We start from the raw sequence: 15,160 nt of genomic DNA, 5'->3' as shown, positions 1-15,160 counted from the left end.
TTACCCCAAAAAGAGAATCTTTTCTGTATGCTAGAGGCTAATAATCAGGGAGAGAATCAAATATTTCTCTATGAAGTTGTTTTTTCGGGTTCTTCTGGCTCTTTGCCTCAACGCTTCTCCCGAACAGTCCTGCGAATACCTAAAAGCCGCATGAGTCAAGAAACACAGCGCCTCCTGCGCCAAGGTGCCAAGATTCTCAGTATAAAGCCTCTTGACCCAGAAACTGTCTCGATCAAGCCTAGTTTACCCCCCCAACCCTGGTGGGTAGAGATCACTACCGGTCAGCCGAAATGTCTCTATTATTTCGGTCCGTTTGAGAGTTTTTCTGAAGCTTTGTCCCATCAATCCGGTTATGTCGAAGACCTACAATCGGAATCCGCCGTGGGAATTAACAGCGAAATTAAACAATGTCAGCCCGAGGTTTTAACTCAAGAATATTTTTAATTTATGGTATCTAATTATACAGATTTTTAGGAATAGTTAATTTCCTCCTGTTTTCGTTTAATAATGCCTTTACCTTGACAGAATTTACAGGGGACGGATTCATTCTCCGTCTCTAGATAGATTCTTCCCTTGCCTTGGCAGTGGGGACAGATAATTTGTTCTTCCCACCAATAATTCTCTAAAAAAGCCTCATCGGTAATATAGGTAAAATCTTCAAACATTGGCTTGTCCTCTTATGGTTCAGATAGCTTAATCTGGATTCATCTTTCAACCTGAGAAATTGAAAATCAGTTTTACCCCCATCCTAAAAAAGATCGGGTTCATTCTTCTTGAAAATTAAATTACTTCATATTTATTTATATTTATTAATATACAATGAGTGTTCACTATCAATCCTTGCTAAGTAGCCGACGATAAATTTTCTTTCTCTTGCCTATTGCCCATTGCCCCTTGCCGCCAAAAAATCCTCCGCCTGTTGGCTGCGGTGAGAAAATGGGCATAATAGAGTAGTGGGCTGTACAATATTAACTGGCTCTATTCCATGTCATCAGCAAACGAGAAACCTCAGACCAACCTGCCTTCCTTTGTCCAAAAGTTAGTGCAATCGGGTTATATCACTATCCCGCAACTACAAAAGGCAATAATCCAGAAGCAGAAAAGTCATCTATCTCTACTGGCAATTTTACCCCTGATCACCGGTCGTCCTTTACCCAAAGAGGCACTGGCATACTGCCGACTCGAACAACTGTCAAAATTAAAAGCCAAGTATGGAGTAGAATATCTTGACCCTGAAATTGAGACAATCGACTGGAGAGAAATCGAGAATCTGTTTCGCACAGTCCTTCCCTTTGAAATTTGCCGTCGTTATAAGATCCTGCCCCTACAAAAACAGCAATCCGCTGCCAATGTCCTTCACCTAGCCATGGTGGATCCCGCTAATCAGGAAATTCTCGATGATTTACGTCGTATCCTCCGGGATAAAGAATTGCAGTTTGAGCGTCGTGTCATTGATCGGGCAGATTACCAGAAATTGGTCGAAATCTATCGTTATCGTCAAGAAGAAGCCCCATCTGGCCATCTTCTTCCCCAAGAACAAGATCTAGAGAACAGAGTTGACATAACCGATATTTTTGAAGATTCCCAATCTCTGTCCCATCTCAACCGCGAATTAGCCGACGAGGATCTAGGAGTGGTTCAACAGGCCAATCAAGGGACGATCATCAGTGTGGTTAATAATATCCTTGTTCAAGCCATTGAAAGCAAAGCGACGGAAATTCACCTAGAACCCCAAGAAAATCAATTAACTGTGCGTTTTCGCCAAGATGGTCTCCTGCGTTCTGCCTGGGAACCGATTTCTCCAGAAGCGACCCCGGCGATTATCTCACGGTTAAAAATTCTGGCTAACCTCGATGTCAGCGAGAAATCGCGACCCCAACAGGGAAAAATGACCACAACTTTTTCCGGTCGCAAAATAGATTTTCGTCTCCACACCCTACCCCGTCAACAGGGAGAAAAAATTCTCCTGCGGGTTTTTGATTCTCGATCCCCACTTTGGCCCCTCGATGAGTTGATTACTAGCCAAGAAACCTGTAAACTGGTAGGCACCATGATCGAGTGCCAGGCGGGGTTAATTCTGCTCACCGCACCGGCCAGAGGTGGCTGTTCCACCAGTTTCTATTCTGTACTAGCCCATCGAAACCGGCGTGGGGTTAATATCGCTACCCTAGAAACCTCGATCGAACGCGGCCTTAACGGTATTACCCAAGTGGAAATCGCTGATGGTCAAGGTGGAGATTATGCATCGATTTTGCCCTCTTTCCGGAATCAAGATGTGGATATCATCGGCATCGATCGCTTGGCGGATTCTTCCACCCTTGCCCATGCCCTAGAAGCGGCTTTGACCGGAAATTTAGTTATTTCTAGTTTACCCCTCAATGATGCCTTTGCCGCGATCGCTCGCCTCAATCAGTTAGCGGAGCCGGCCCTAGTGGCTGATACCCTAATTGGAGTGATCAATCAAAGACTGGTGCGACGGGTTTGTCCAGTTTGTCGGCTGAAACATCAGCCAAAAAGAGAAGAATTAGCTAAATTTGGTCTTTCTCCCGCCCAAGCTGCTCAATACAGCTTTTATAAAGCTAATTCCCTCACTGCCGAAGAAATCATCCAAGCGCGGGAAAAAGGCAGATTATGCCGTCATTGTCACGGCATCGGTTATCAGTCCCAGATTGGGGTCTTTGAAGTAATCACGATTACCCCTGACCTGAAAACTTGCATCGCTGAGAATAAATCCGCCGATATGCTCAAAAAAGCGGCAACACAGGCAGGATTCAAGTCTCTCCTCGCCTACGGTTTAGAATTAGTCGGCCAAGGTTATACTACCCTAGAGGAAATCGAGCGTGTCATGGCTGATCAATTAACTTTACCCTCCCTCTCTGCTGCCAATAATCCTGAGATTCCCCCGGATGTTTTCGGGAGAATCGAGGCGATCGAGCAGTTATTACAGGCTCTCAACCGTGAATTACAGTCACTAAAGCGGGAAATTAGCCTAAATTCGCCCACAGCTTCCCCTGAGAGCGCAAATCCGACTATTCTCGGCCAGGAGTTGCCTGATTTGACTAATTCAGTTCTTCCTTCCCAAAACCGGTCATCGGATAAGGAAATGATCGTTTCCGCTGCCCCTGTTTATGAGAAGTTAACCGACCCCGGCGATTGGGAACAGTTAAAACGGGAACTAGACGCAAATCAGTATCTGATCGTCTCCTCGGAAGTCAATACCTCTTTTCCTTCCGTCCTCGATCCTTGGTTCTAGTCGGGGAAAAGAATTAAAATTTAAGCTGGACAATATTTGAGAACTAAAAAGTAATGACCACAGAATTAGAAACCAAGAAAGTTACTCCCACTCGCTGTTTGGTTGGTGCGGCAATTTCGGCAGCACTGGGGACAATTCTCTATTATCTCACGGCAGCGATCGGTCATTCTTTTTACTCAAAACCAATGGTTGCTCACAGTTCGATCGCCTTGAGAATTGGCAGTGCTGTCCGGACTTTAGTTTTTGGTTTAGCTTCTCTAGGAACCTTTATTTTTGTTTTTGTCACCATTGGTTTAATTCTTTTGGCTATCCAATTACTCCTTAAACGCCCTCAACAAATATAAATTATGAATTATGAATTATGAATGATGAATTGGAAGTGGGGAAGTGGGGAAGTGGGGAGCTTATCAGTGATCAGTTTACTGATCACTGATAACTGATAACTGATAACTGATTAACGGACATTTTGAGCGATAAAATCTTCGATGAGTTGTTCTAAAGCGGCCGAGGAGGCGCGGGTAATCAGAAAACATCTAAACTCCTGGCCTTGACTGAGATATTGGGAATAGGCCGCCTGTAAAAAAGGTTTATAGCCGGGGTTTTTGCGAATATACACCTCAAAAAAGGCCAAAGATAGGGAATGGGCGTAACTATCGATCAGATATGGTGCGGGCAGGGTAAGATCGGCTACGGATTCGATCGCTTCGTTAATTCCCGCATCTAGTACCGAAAAATCAACGTGAGCTTGACCTTCAATCAGAGCTAAATACTTATTTTCGGTATTGAGGAGGGGAAAAGAGCGCACCTGTTCAAAAATAGCGGGGGTAGCGGGATCGTAGGTTCCTGCGACTACAAAAGTGGGAATTTCGATCTTAGCTAGTCCTTTAGAGCCAAAAATACTCCAATTAAACGGATTAACCGCAAAAATCGCTTTTATTCTCGGATCGCGAAAGTTGTATTTTTCTCGGGGTAAATCCAAAGCACGACACTGCAGCAAGAGGGAGACATTGAGAAAAGCTAATCTTCTTTGGCAGTCCCGTTGTAAATTCTCGAAATCGATCGTCGCTCCACCTACAGCTAAGGCTGTATAACCGCCGAAGGAATGTCCAGCAACTCCCACATTATCTAAATCTAATTGCCCCTGAAATTCCCTAGCGTTGCGTCTTTGCAATTCATCGATCACAAAAGATATGTCCAATGGACGATTGACAAATTCGTTGGTATAAAAAACCATCCGCGATAAACCGGCGAGCAGATTCTGCACCTGTAGGGTATCACTGCCGGGGTGTTGGGGCATGGCGACGAGATAACCGTAACTGGCCAAGTGTTCCGCTTGTCGGAGAAAATCTTCGGGACGGGAAGCTAAACCGTGGGAAAAGACGATAACGGGGGTTTTCTGGGTTAATTGCCCCTTGGGTTTCACAATGATCAGATAAAGTTCCCTCTGACGACGGCCATCGGTTAAATCCAGCCGCATTTGTTCTACTTGTCGCGGTCCCGGTTGTCGAGGGTCGGTCATGGCGGTAAAATTAATTTCACCAGCCTTTTTAGCTTCTTCTAAGGATAATTGCGCCACCTTTTCCGTGAATACTGTGGTGGCTTTCAGGACGACATCGATCGCCCTAGCTAATCTTTGCACTCTTGTCACATCAATCTGCATATTAGTGGGCAGATTACGCAGCAGGTTAAGAATAGTTACCCCTCCCGGTTCAAAAGCTGATTTAATTAGGGCAGAACGCAGGGCGAATTTACCATTAATCCCCCCTTGAATAGTGATCAGTTCCCCTAAAAGGTTGAGGATATCTTCCCCCATTGTGGTGTTAAAAAAGCGCGAGATCAGGACGGGATTAATTTCTTTACTTGTGGTTAAAGCTTGCCGAAATTCTCTTTGTTGTTCGGCGGTTGTATTACCTAAATATTGTCTTAGATTAGCGTCAATTCTGCCAGTTTTGGCGAACTTTTCTAGGGAACTAATTTCTAGGGTACGACTAAAGGGCGGTAAGATAAAAGTGATTCTCTCGGCCGAGAGGACAGGAAAGCTAGTCAGTATCGTTCCTAAGCAACCAAGAGCGATCAAGCGACCAATTTTAGCTAATTGCAACAAGTTTTTCTACTCCTTTTCTTTCTGCGTTCCTATTCCCCCTGGATTATAACAGTAACTTCGCAGTTTTTAACGGTTTTCCTGCTTGACTATCAACAAAAATTATCAATTTACCTCGATCGATAATCTTGACCTAGAATAATAGGTAAAAAGTCTCGAAAATTCCAATCTTGCCGATTTTAAGCTACCGGCGGTAGTCGGGGATAACCGATCAACGCTCATGGTTTAAGGGTAAAAATGCCAAAGTTGCCACCACTTTCACCCCAAATTCTTCCTCAAAAACAGGTTTTTTATAGTCTAAACTCCACAATTCTAAAGCACAATCATCTTCAGCATTATTGGGAAAAAGATGCAGATGTAGGGTTCTATATTCAGGATCGTACTTACATTCAATCTTTTTAATCGCTCCTATTTGTCGCCGATCTAAAGCCACAGCCAAGCGCAGTATAGCACTTAAATGTCTGACCATATACTGATAGTATTCAGTTAATTTCATAAAATCATCGTGCCTTTTCTTCGGTTTACTTTTGCGGTGATAACGGGCGATATTAGCGATAACTTCTAACTCTATTTCCGTATAGCCCAACAGTTCACCATTACGAATTAAATAATAGGAATGTTTATGATGGGCAGCATGACTAACATATAAACCACTATTATGTAAAATTGCCGCCGCCCATAATAGATCTTTAGCCTCCTGATTCCAAGAATGTAATTGTGCTTGGGTTTGCTCGAACAAAGACAAGGAAAATGTCGCTATTCTCTCAGCAGATTCTAAATTAACTTGATACTTTTTCGCTATTTTCAAGACACTGCGCTGACGGATTTCACTCTGATAAAGTAACCGATTATCAATTAAACCGTGCGTCAGCATCCAATCGACGATCACCCCTTCTCGCAGGGCCCTTTCACAGAGAACTAACTTATCAACATCTAACATGGTCATCGCTTCCAAAAGCACGATCGAACCAGCTAGAATTATCTCGGCCCGTTTATCGGACATCCCCAGAATTGCCAGTCTTTGGTTATAGTCCAAAGCGGCGAAACGTTTGACCAATTCTTTGACATCTTTGCGGGTTAATTGATAACCATTTAAAGGATTGGGAATTTCACCCAATTTCTCCAAAGCATGGATAGTCATCAAAGTTTCGATCGTGCCAGAAGTTCCCACTAAACGCGGCACTTCTCCCACCTGTAAATGATGTTTAATTTCCTCTACTGCTCGCTCCAACATTCCCCTGGTGTATGCCCTTAAATAGGCTAATTCTGTGGTACTAATGGGATCGGTAGTGATGAAATCTTGGCTCAAACGCACCGCGCCGATTTTGGTACTACTAAGAAAGCGAATTTCTTGACTATCAGCTAAGATTAATTCCGTGGAACCACCACCAATATCGATAATAATATGGGCTTGATTTTGGAAATCCATTCCCGAGACGACACCGAGATAAATCCGGCGAGCTTCCTCCTGTCCGGAGATGAGATTTACAGAAATACCGACTTCTTTCTCGATTAAAGCCAAAAACTCGTCGCCGTTGGCCGCTTCCCGGGTGGCGCTGGTGGCAACGGCAATAATCTGATCCGCGTGGAGACTAATAGCTAGATCGTGACAGCGTTTTAAAGCGGCGATCGCTCTTTCCATGGCCGCTAGGGTTAATTTACCAGTTTTCCTATCTCGATCGCCCAGACGGACTGTATCCTTTTCTCGGGCAATAATCGTAAAAGCAGGTAAAGACGGTTCAATTTTCACCACTACCATGTGAACCGAATTCGTACCAATATCGATCGCCGCTAGGATTTGGACATCGGACGCTTTTGCCTGGGGCGCTAGTCCCCGATTGGGTATAACTTGATTAGAAATATTCACCATCGCTTATCAGTGATCAGTTACCAGTCGGGGGATAGGTGTTAGGGCTGGTCTTATTATCCCTCTAATTGTCCGCCTCGGCGCCGCAATTTTAGCTTTGTCTAGCAGTTATCCTATTCGTCAATATACAATTTTCGCTGCTCCAGGGCCAATTGTCGGAATTCCCCTTCCCCAAATTCTCCCTCCCTGGGACGGCGCTCTCCTTCGGACTCGACTAAATAGATATAATCACAATCAACCCCTTCTAGATTGGTATTTTCGGCGATTTTCCAAGCTTCGATACAAGCACCCGTCAGGGTGGCTGCCTGTAAATTGGCTCTCATCACGTTACTATGGGCTAAATTTGCCCCTTCTAGATTAGCGTAGGCTAAATTTGCCTCGCTGAAATTTGCCCTAGTCAGGTTGGCATTTTTGAAGTTAAACCCGTAGAGATTCAGTCCACGAAAATTATAGCCAATATAAGCTTTATTTTCCCCTTGACCAGTAACCAGAAGATTTCTAATCGCAACTTCGTCCAGAATTGTCTTTTCCCAACGCGCTCGCTCGATGCCCGATACCAGATAAAATCGAGTTCTAGTTAAATCTTTTGCCCTTAAATCAGTGGCTTTTAACTGCGCTCCCGTGAAATCGGCTTCTTTAAGATTTGCCCCGCAAAAATTTGTACCTTTACTGGCTAAAAAAGCAATTGCCATGGATTTCGTGATCGTTTCTCCCGATTCTTCTAGGGATAACCAGGCCAGATACGCGGTGAATAAAGTACCACAAACCCCAACCATCAAAGCTATAGAAAAAGTTCCATTCATCACGGCTATCCCTGCTAATGCTCCTTGAAAAGCTAGGATAATTACTGTTAATAAAGTTAAAATTAAGCTGATAAAAATTGCTAGAATAAAACTTATTGCTTGGCCAAAAATTAAGGATAAAACTAAGGGCAATCCCCCAACTCGTTGACGATAAAATCTTCCATAAATTAGGGATAAAATCGTGATTATCACCGCACCAATGATTTTAAATTCGGTTACATCTGTCACCAGCATTAAAGCTAGATAATAACCAGCTAATCCCCACAGATAGCCGCAGACAGCCGCTATTAACCAAGAAATTAAAATTAATTGTAGCCGACCGCGCTTTAGTAATCCTGCCCTGGCCTCGGTAAATTTAGTTCTCTCTAAAATAGCCCCTTGAAAATTAGTGCCACGGAGATCTGCTTGACTAAAATTAGCCCCCGATAAATTCTTTCCGTGAAAACACTGTCCTTTTAATTTTACTCCTGTAAAATCGCGTTTCCCTTTGGCATATAAATCCACTACCTCACTTGCTCTCATAGAAATTACGGAGATATGTTTTTTGCTTGATTGATTAATTTAATTCATAACACCTAAGTAAGTGGTTATAATTAAATTGAAGATTTATCCCCCCTTCATCCCTAGGGTTAATTCATAGTAGGGTTAATTCATAGTAGGGTTGATTCATAGTAGGGTTGATTCATGAATCAACCCTACCCTTAATCCACCCTTGATAAGGGGGGTGTTTGATAATTTTTAACGCCTACCTACTTATTATCTTTTAAAAATTGGCTTGGGTATTTTTTGGCAATTTATACTAAGTCGGTTTTTAATAGTGCGATGAACTCCCAAGTTATGGATTGTTTCTCCCCGCTCCCCCGCCCTCCTATACCTTGTAAACAGGATTTAGTATAGTACAGATTTAACTGGACAGACCAATAGGGATGAGGGACTTTTTTAGGGGTAATACACCGCAAAAACAGCCTCTAAAACTGATTATTGACCCGGACTTGGTGTTTCTATCGGGGACTCTGGGGAAAGGGGAGTCGATTCAACTATTGGCGGTGGGGCCGGGGGTTGGAGAATATTGCGCCAGCCTTGCATTTGGGAGCGAGCCGAACTGTAGGCGGTACTTTCCCGGGATACGGATTCAGCAAGGCGAATAGCTTCCAGATAACGGCCATTATTAGCTTGGTCCGTGGCTAAAGACAAAAGCTGATAACTCCAACGTTCCAGCAATTCACTCCGTTGCACACCCGCATCGGTTGTAGTGGAAATATTGGTAACTAAAGCAATCGCCCGGGTTAAACCTTCTGGGGTTCCCGTCGCTGCTAATTGATTAGCCTGCTGGAGATTTTGACGGGCCTGCAACTCTCGGCGCCAACGACGGATATTTTGGGAAACTTCCGAGGAAAGAGCGCGACCGGGAGGAATTTGATTGGCAGTTTCGATGGCTGTGCTATAGTCTTTGAGATTGGCCAAAGCTTGAGCCTGATCTAAAATAGGTTGATCCTCCATGCGTTCAATCCGCACTTGCCAGTTGCCAATTTCCCGTTGGGCATCTCGGTATAGGGCCCGATTTTTACCAATAGCCCGGGCCTGAATAATAGCGTTACTGAGGGAATTAATATCGCCGGGGAGAGCAATTTCTTGGGCCCGTTCTAAAATCGGCTGGTCTTCTATGACTTGTATTTGACGATTCCAAGAGCCAATTTCCTGCTGTGCTTGCGACCAGAGGGGATTATTCCGGGGAACCTCGCCCGCTTTCGCGATAGCGGCGCTATACTGCTCGATTGTACCTGCTTGTGCTAAATCTCTAGCCTCAGACAGTATTCTTATATCCTGTACCTGTAACTGCCAGCGCTCCCTCATAGCCAGGGCCGTTTGATGGAGGGGTCGAGAAGGGTCGATTTTTTCTAGTCCCAGTATGCCGGCTTCCAATCCGTCCACCGTGCCAGCTTCCGCATCTAAGGCCGCTTCCGACAAGATAGACCAATCGCTGACATCTTCTTTAATTTTGAGGTCTTTGGGGGTTTGGTTAGCCAAATCCCGGAGAGCTTGCCATTGCTTCCGCTCAATTAATCTTTCGGCGTATTCTTTTAGTTTATCCTCGGTTTTCCCGATTAATTTTTGTGCCTCCTGATAGGCATAACTGCTGGCTTGAATTTTTCTAGCTTCTTCGATGACTTTGAACCAATGGTCGAGACCGCCCCGGGCAAAGAGATTAAAGGCATTATCTAATTTACTGCTATCTTCCCGGGCGACGGTAATTTTAGCGAGCGCTTCATTATATTTAACCGTTGCCCAATATTCGTTATTTAAGTTTAATAAATCCACTGCTAGACGGAAAGATTGATTCCAGTTGGAAGCACGGAGATTTTCCTCTAGTTTGCTTAATATCTCGTTGCCTTCCGCCCAAGTTCCTTGCCACTTAGCGATTCTTTCTTCAATAATTGCCGCTACTGCCATATTATTGGGGATTTGACGAGCTTTAGCGATTGCTTGCTCTAAATTTCCCGCTTGATAGTCTTTTTCCGCCAAATTCAGGATATCTCGCGCCCATTCTTCCACCTGTTGATTAACTTGCGAGCGTAAGGGATGGTCTTCGGGTAAAGCTTCCACTAGGGCAATTGCTTCGAGTAAACCTGCCACGGTGCGACTATCGGCGGAAAGTTGAGCGCAGTAGAGACGCAGGGAGGCAGAAGCGACAGGCCAGAAGATTTTCGGGCAATTGGGCGACTTCTGCATATTGAATAACTGCCAAGTGGCGAGAAAGCCAACACCGCCAAAGACCACCACAAATAAAGCCGCCCAAACTTTCCAGGTGAAACGATGCTGGTATCGGTACCAAAAGAGAAAAAGAAAAGATTTAGTTTTCTCTGGCCAACGAGTCAGGGAGTCAATCGATTCTCGTTTGACTAGATTTTTGGTTAATTCTTTTCCTTTAAACATTCACGACTCCCCGACAGGTATTTTAGATAGATTTTACCCTAATGGCGCTCATTGCCCGACTTCTCAGCAAGATTCAGCCTGTAGAGACTGGACTAATTCGATTAATTGTGTCTCGTTGGCATTATACACTTCCCGACAAAACTCACAGATGGCTTCCGCTTGTTTATCTTTTTCGATAATGTCTTTTAATTCATCGACCCCGAGGAATTTTAAAGCTCCTAGGGCCCGTTCAAAAGAACAATCACAATCAAAACGCAGCAGCTGCACAGCCGGAAAAATTTCTAGACCCATATCTCCGAGAAGTTCCTGAAAAATATCTTCTAGTCCTTTTCCTGCGCGTAAAAGGGGCGTAAATCCCGTTAATTTTCGCAATCTCGACTCTAAACGGGCCACTAAGACCTCATCCCGGGATGCTTCTTTGGAGAGAACTTGTAATAAAATTCCCCCAGCTGCCGTTACTCCTGTGGTCGTACCGACAAAAACCCCCACTTGCAAAGCGGAGGGAATTTGTTCCGATTGGTCCAGGTAGTAGGCGATATCTTCCCCCACTTCCCCAGAAACTATCTCGACGATGCTTTCTTGAAGTTCATTTCTCCCCTCGCCTTTTTCTTCGCGTAAGACTCGCACATAACCCTTGTTACCCACTGCGCGACCCACATCTAATTTACCCTTCGCATTGGGGAGTAATTCCACCTGGGGATAGTCCACATAACCCCGCACCGTGCCATCGAGTCCCGCATCAACTAAAACACCCCCCAGGGGTCCATCGCCTTTAATGCGAATATTGACCCTAGAACCGGGTTTTTTTAAACTGGAAGCCAGGAGTAAAGCCGATGCCATCGTGCGACCGAGAGCGGCGGTGGCTACGTTAGATAATTGATGTCTTTGGCGAGCTTCTTCGGTTAAACGGGTGGTAATCACTCCTACTACTCTAATTCCCCCATCGGCGGCCGTGGCGCGGATTAATTTATCTGCCATACTACTTACTGTTATCCTTGGAAAACGCTGTCCCGATTTTTGGTTATTCTTTAACTAACTTAACAAAAATTATCAGACAATAATATGTTCGGCAATTTTCAACAAAGTCAGCTGCGTATCGAAATCTCGGCCAGTGAACAGGCTATCCGGGATAGTTTGCTCAAAACTGCTCATCTCCGTCAATGGCTGTGGCCGCAAATGCTCTCGCCTAATCTACCCGATAAATTAGAGGAAGGTTTGACTTTTACCTCTTGGTTAGGTTTAATTCCCGTACAACATCAGGTTTTATCGGCCGATGACCAGTGTTTACGCTTGCTTTTGAGTCAAGGTATCGATGGCTATCACGAATGGTATTGGGGCGATGGTTGGTTACAATCCCGTTTAGAAGGCATTTCTCTCCTTCCCCTCAATCTCGGTCAAACTCTCAGTTTATTGAAATTACGACTATTTCTGAGCAATCAAAAGTAATCAGTGAACAGTAATCAGTAATCAGTGAACAGTGAACAGTAATCAGTAAACTAAAAACTCACATCTGCTAACGGATAACTGATAACTCACACCTGATAACTGATAACTCACACCTGATAACTGATAACTGATAACTGATAACTGATTAGGGTTCAGTTCGTTCCATCGAGACGGATTTCACATTGACGAGCATCGAGGTTACTTAGAGAAGTTCCATTATAAGTGCCTTGTTTAATTATTCCTAGCATAGAAGCGATAACTAGACATTTTCTTTCTTGGTTGGGATAGGGATCGGCGGTGGCATTGGCGGCGGGATATAATACGATTATCGCTTGATCTTCTGGCGGAACAAAGGTTAAATCTGGCACATGACCCCGAAAGGAAAAGCGAATCCCCGGACTGCTACCCAGGGTGGGAAAATTATTCACCACCATAAATATTTCCTGCGGCAGACTTAAGGAGCGCTCGTTAGCATTCTTTGGCAATAGTCCTGGTGGAATCAAGGGACTCGCCTTATCATTAATCGCCACTAAACAACCTGCTTCACTGGCGGTTATTTGCGAGTAAACCGTGGGATTAGTACCAGTCTGGTTAGTAAAATTAATTGTGCAAATTCTCTCTCGACGGATAGCTTGTCTTTGGGCATCCTCTAGGGCTAATTGTATAACATCGGTGGCTTCTTTGACTTTATTGCTATTTAACCAAGCTGATAAATTAGGTCCAGTTAAGGCGGCAAGAATTCCCATAATTGCCAAAGCTACCAAAATTTCTAACAGGGTAAAACCCTGATTTTTATGGACATTTAAACGACGCATCGGGAATCACCTCAACAGAACTTCTGGCAATAACATTTTCTTGGTTACGGTAATCGTCAGCAATTTGACCTGTTGCTAATTGGACTTGATAATCAATACGGAGACGATGGGGATTAGCCGATTGGTTAGTAATATTAAAAGTCCGAAAGAGAGAATATTTTTTACCGACAATTGTTCTTGTCGCCACTAATTTTTCCGTCGGTATAGGGGTGGTGGGGGGGGGAGTAGCCGTTAGTTGTCTTCTTAAGGCTGTGGCATAACCCTGTGTACACACATCTGGACTGACATAACTGGAGCTATCATCTAAAGTCGAAGCTAAATATTTGACATCCTCAAAATCTTCTTGTATCCAAAAGTTAGCTTGAGCCTGTCTTTCTGCCCGAACTTTATATAAGGCAGTGAATGCCATTAACTCTAGGGTTACTGTTAAGAAGGCGGCAATAGTTAAAATGGCAATTATCACTTCTAACATCGAGAAACCCGACTCGGATGATGACAGTTTTGTCTGTATCGCCTTTCCTTTTGATTTCACTTTTCAACCCCCCCAGTTTTTCCTGAAAACTACTGGCTTTTTTATATCTCAACTACAGAGTAACAAGATAATCGGATATTTCTAATTTTAGTCAGGAAATTAATTCCCCGCAAACGCTATTTCTCAAGTGAGTCAGATTGTCTAAGTAGCTGGTTATAATTAAATTGAAGATGGATTTTGGTGCCGATCCCCCCTTAATCCCCCCTTGATAAGGGGGTGCTGATCCCCCCTTAATCCCCCCTTGATAAGGGGGTGCTGATCCCCCCTTAATCCCCCCTTGATAAGGGGGGCATCCGCAAGTTTTTAAGACCTACCTACTTAAACTCTCATTCAGTTAGCATTGTACACTAATCTAGCTTTTGTCTGTGATCACAAGCGGCGATCGAGATTACACTTAACCAGTAATATTAGATACACTAACAGCTTATCCGCCTAAAATAGCAATGCCTACGCCGATTAATAGAATTAATCCGCCATAAATGACTTCTTGGGCTGGTATTTCACCAAAAATGAACACTCCTAACAGACTAGCGGCGATTGGCTCTAATAAAATTACCATCGTTACTATTGTCGGTGCTACCCATCGCAAAGCCCAGTTAAAGCTAGTATGACCGATTAATTGCGGAAAAATCGCCATCATTAACACATAAACATACACGGATAAGGGATAGCTTTCGTAATCTTGACCAAATAAAAAAACAGAAGGTAATAAGGCTAATCCTGCGGTAGTGTAGGCTACAGTTATATAATTCTTAATATTTAAGCCCTTTCTTTGTGCTTCCCGTCCGAGGAGAATATAACCACTAACGAGAATTGCCCCAATTAAAGCCAAGCTATTGCCCAATAAAGGGTTAGGATAAGAACTACTGAGATCTCGATCGGCTAAAACAATCAATAATCCCCCCGTTAGAGCCACAAAAATGCCGATAAAGGTTAATTTAGTCGGTTTTTCTCGAAACCACCACCAACCCAACAGGGAAACCCAGAGGGGATTAGTAGTGACTAAAGTGGTAGAAGCGGCGATCGAGGTGTAGGATAGAGAAGTAATCCAAGTAGCAAAATGGAGAGCTAAACAAAATCCTGCCCCCACTGCGTAATAATAGGCTTTAATAGGGACTTTTTGGCGTGATAAGGTCAACCAGTTCGGAATTAGGACAACAGAAGCCAAGATCAGACGGGAAGTCGCTAAAAATAAACTAAATGCGATCGTAGCATTACCTACCGCTTCGATCGCTAACCGGATAAAAATTGCCGATGCAGAAACCGACACCACACCGATAGTTAAGATAAAAATAATTTTGGCGTTAGAAGGGGGCAAAATAGGCTAGGTTAGGCGCAAAGATAAATGATGTTGTTTACCAGTTATTTTAGCCGTTAACCTTGTCAGTTATCAGGAGTCAGGAGATAGG

General features: G+C 43.9%; 13 protein-coding genes. 4 read left to right on the top strand and 9 right to left on the bottom strand.

Going from position 1 to position 15,160, the window contains the following annotated elements; translation table 11 throughout:
* The first annotated feature begins 27 nt into the window (after nt 1-27).
* Nucleotides 28-444 (top strand): DUF1816 domain-containing protein, encoded by a 417-nt coding sequence (locus IM450_RS02530; RefSeq protein ID WP_002804017.1) that lies wholly within the window; start codon nt 28-30, stop codon nt 442-444.
* A gap of 26 nt (nt 445-470) precedes the next feature.
* Here the strand turns inward: IM450_RS02530 and IM450_RS02525 are convergent, their stop codons facing one another.
* On the bottom strand, nt 471-665 hold the full coding sequence (locus IM450_RS02525) for a hypothetical protein (RefSeq protein ID WP_002804018.1): 195 nt from the start codon (nt 663-665) through the stop codon (nt 471-473).
* 320 nt (nt 666-985) lie between these two features.
* On the opposite strand from IM450_RS02525, the gene IM450_RS02520 reads away from it, so the two are divergent.
* Entirely contained in the window at nt 986-3,253 is a 2,268-nt protein-coding gene (locus IM450_RS02520) for a GspE/PulE family protein (protein WP_287669453.1), read from the top strand.
* A gap of 53 nt (nt 3,254-3,306) precedes the next feature.
* Nucleotides 3,307-3,597 carry a DUF3082 domain-containing protein gene (locus IM450_RS02515; protein WP_002804024.1) on the top strand — a complete coding sequence of 97 codons (291 nt, stop codon included), beginning with the start codon at nt 3,307-3,309 and terminating at the stop codon, nt 3,595-3,597.
* A 110-nt stretch (nt 3,598-3,707) separates the two neighbouring features.
* On the opposite strand, the gene IM450_RS02510 is transcribed toward IM450_RS02515, so the two are convergent.
* The 5 genes from IM450_RS02510 to hslO all read right to left on the bottom strand — a co-directional run bounded on the left by IM450_RS02510 (nt 3,708) and on the right by hslO (nt 11,936).
* Nucleotides 3,708-5,357: an alpha/beta hydrolase gene (locus IM450_RS02510; protein ID WP_287669450.1), complete on the bottom strand. Its 1,650-nt coding sequence runs from the start codon at nt 5,355-5,357 to the stop codon at nt 3,708-3,710.
* Between the two features lie 208 nt (nt 5,358-5,565).
* Nucleotides 5,566-7,224 carry a Ppx/GppA phosphatase family protein gene (locus IM450_RS02505; protein ID WP_287669447.1) on the bottom strand — a complete coding sequence of 553 codons (1,659 nt, stop codon included), beginning with the start codon at nt 7,222-7,224 and terminating at the stop codon, nt 5,566-5,568.
* Between the two features lie 110 nt (nt 7,225-7,334).
* On the bottom strand, nt 7,335-8,546 hold the full coding sequence (locus IM450_RS02500) for a pentapeptide repeat-containing protein (protein ID WP_002804028.1): 1,212 nt from the start codon (nt 8,544-8,546) through the stop codon (nt 7,335-7,337).
* A gap of 456 nt (nt 8,547-9,002) precedes the next feature.
* Entirely contained in the window at nt 9,003-10,958 is a 1,956-nt protein-coding gene (locus tag IM450_RS02495) for a chromosome segregation ATPase (RefSeq protein ID WP_287669444.1), read from the bottom strand.
* 63 nt (nt 10,959-11,021) lie between these two features.
* Complete coding sequence (gene hslO, locus IM450_RS02490) at nt 11,022-11,936, bottom strand: Hsp33 family molecular chaperone HslO (protein ID WP_287669442.1); 915 nt, start codon at nt 11,934-11,936, stop codon at nt 11,022-11,024.
* A gap of 84 nt (nt 11,937-12,020) precedes the next feature.
* On the opposite strand from hslO, the gene IM450_RS02485 reads away from it, so the two are divergent.
* Nucleotides 12,021-12,404 (top strand): hypothetical protein, encoded by a 384-nt coding sequence (locus tag IM450_RS02485; protein WP_002804032.1) that lies wholly within the window; start codon nt 12,021-12,023, stop codon nt 12,402-12,404.
* A gap of 152 nt (nt 12,405-12,556) precedes the next feature.
* Here IM450_RS02485 and IM450_RS02480 read toward each other — a convergent pair whose 3' ends face one another.
* The 3 genes from IM450_RS02480 to IM450_RS02470 form a co-directional block, all read right to left on the bottom strand.
* Nucleotides 12,557-13,219: a pilus assembly FimT family protein gene (locus tag IM450_RS02480; protein WP_287669439.1), complete on the bottom strand. Its 663-nt coding sequence runs from the start codon at nt 13,217-13,219 to the stop codon at nt 12,557-12,559.
* Nucleotides 13,197-13,691: a type 4 pilin gene (locus IM450_RS02475; protein ID WP_287669437.1), complete on the bottom strand. Its 495-nt coding sequence runs from the start codon at nt 13,689-13,691 to the stop codon at nt 13,197-13,199. Before IM450_RS02475 ends, IM450_RS02480 begins: the two co-directional genes overlap by 23 nt.
* Before the next feature lie 484 nt (nt 13,692-14,175).
* Complete coding sequence (locus IM450_RS02470) at nt 14,176-15,069, bottom strand: DMT family transporter (RefSeq protein ID WP_287669435.1); 894 nt, start codon at nt 15,067-15,069, stop codon at nt 14,176-14,178.
* Nucleotides 15,070-15,160 lie beyond the last annotated feature (91 nt).

It is taken from the genome of Microcystis sp. M083S1 (assembly GCF_020246405.1).
Classification (GTDB): domain Bacteria; phylum Cyanobacteriota; class Cyanobacteriia; order Cyanobacteriales; family Microcystaceae; genus Microcystis; species Microcystis aeruginosa_C.
This window is presented reverse-complemented; position numbering and strand designations above follow the sequence as displayed.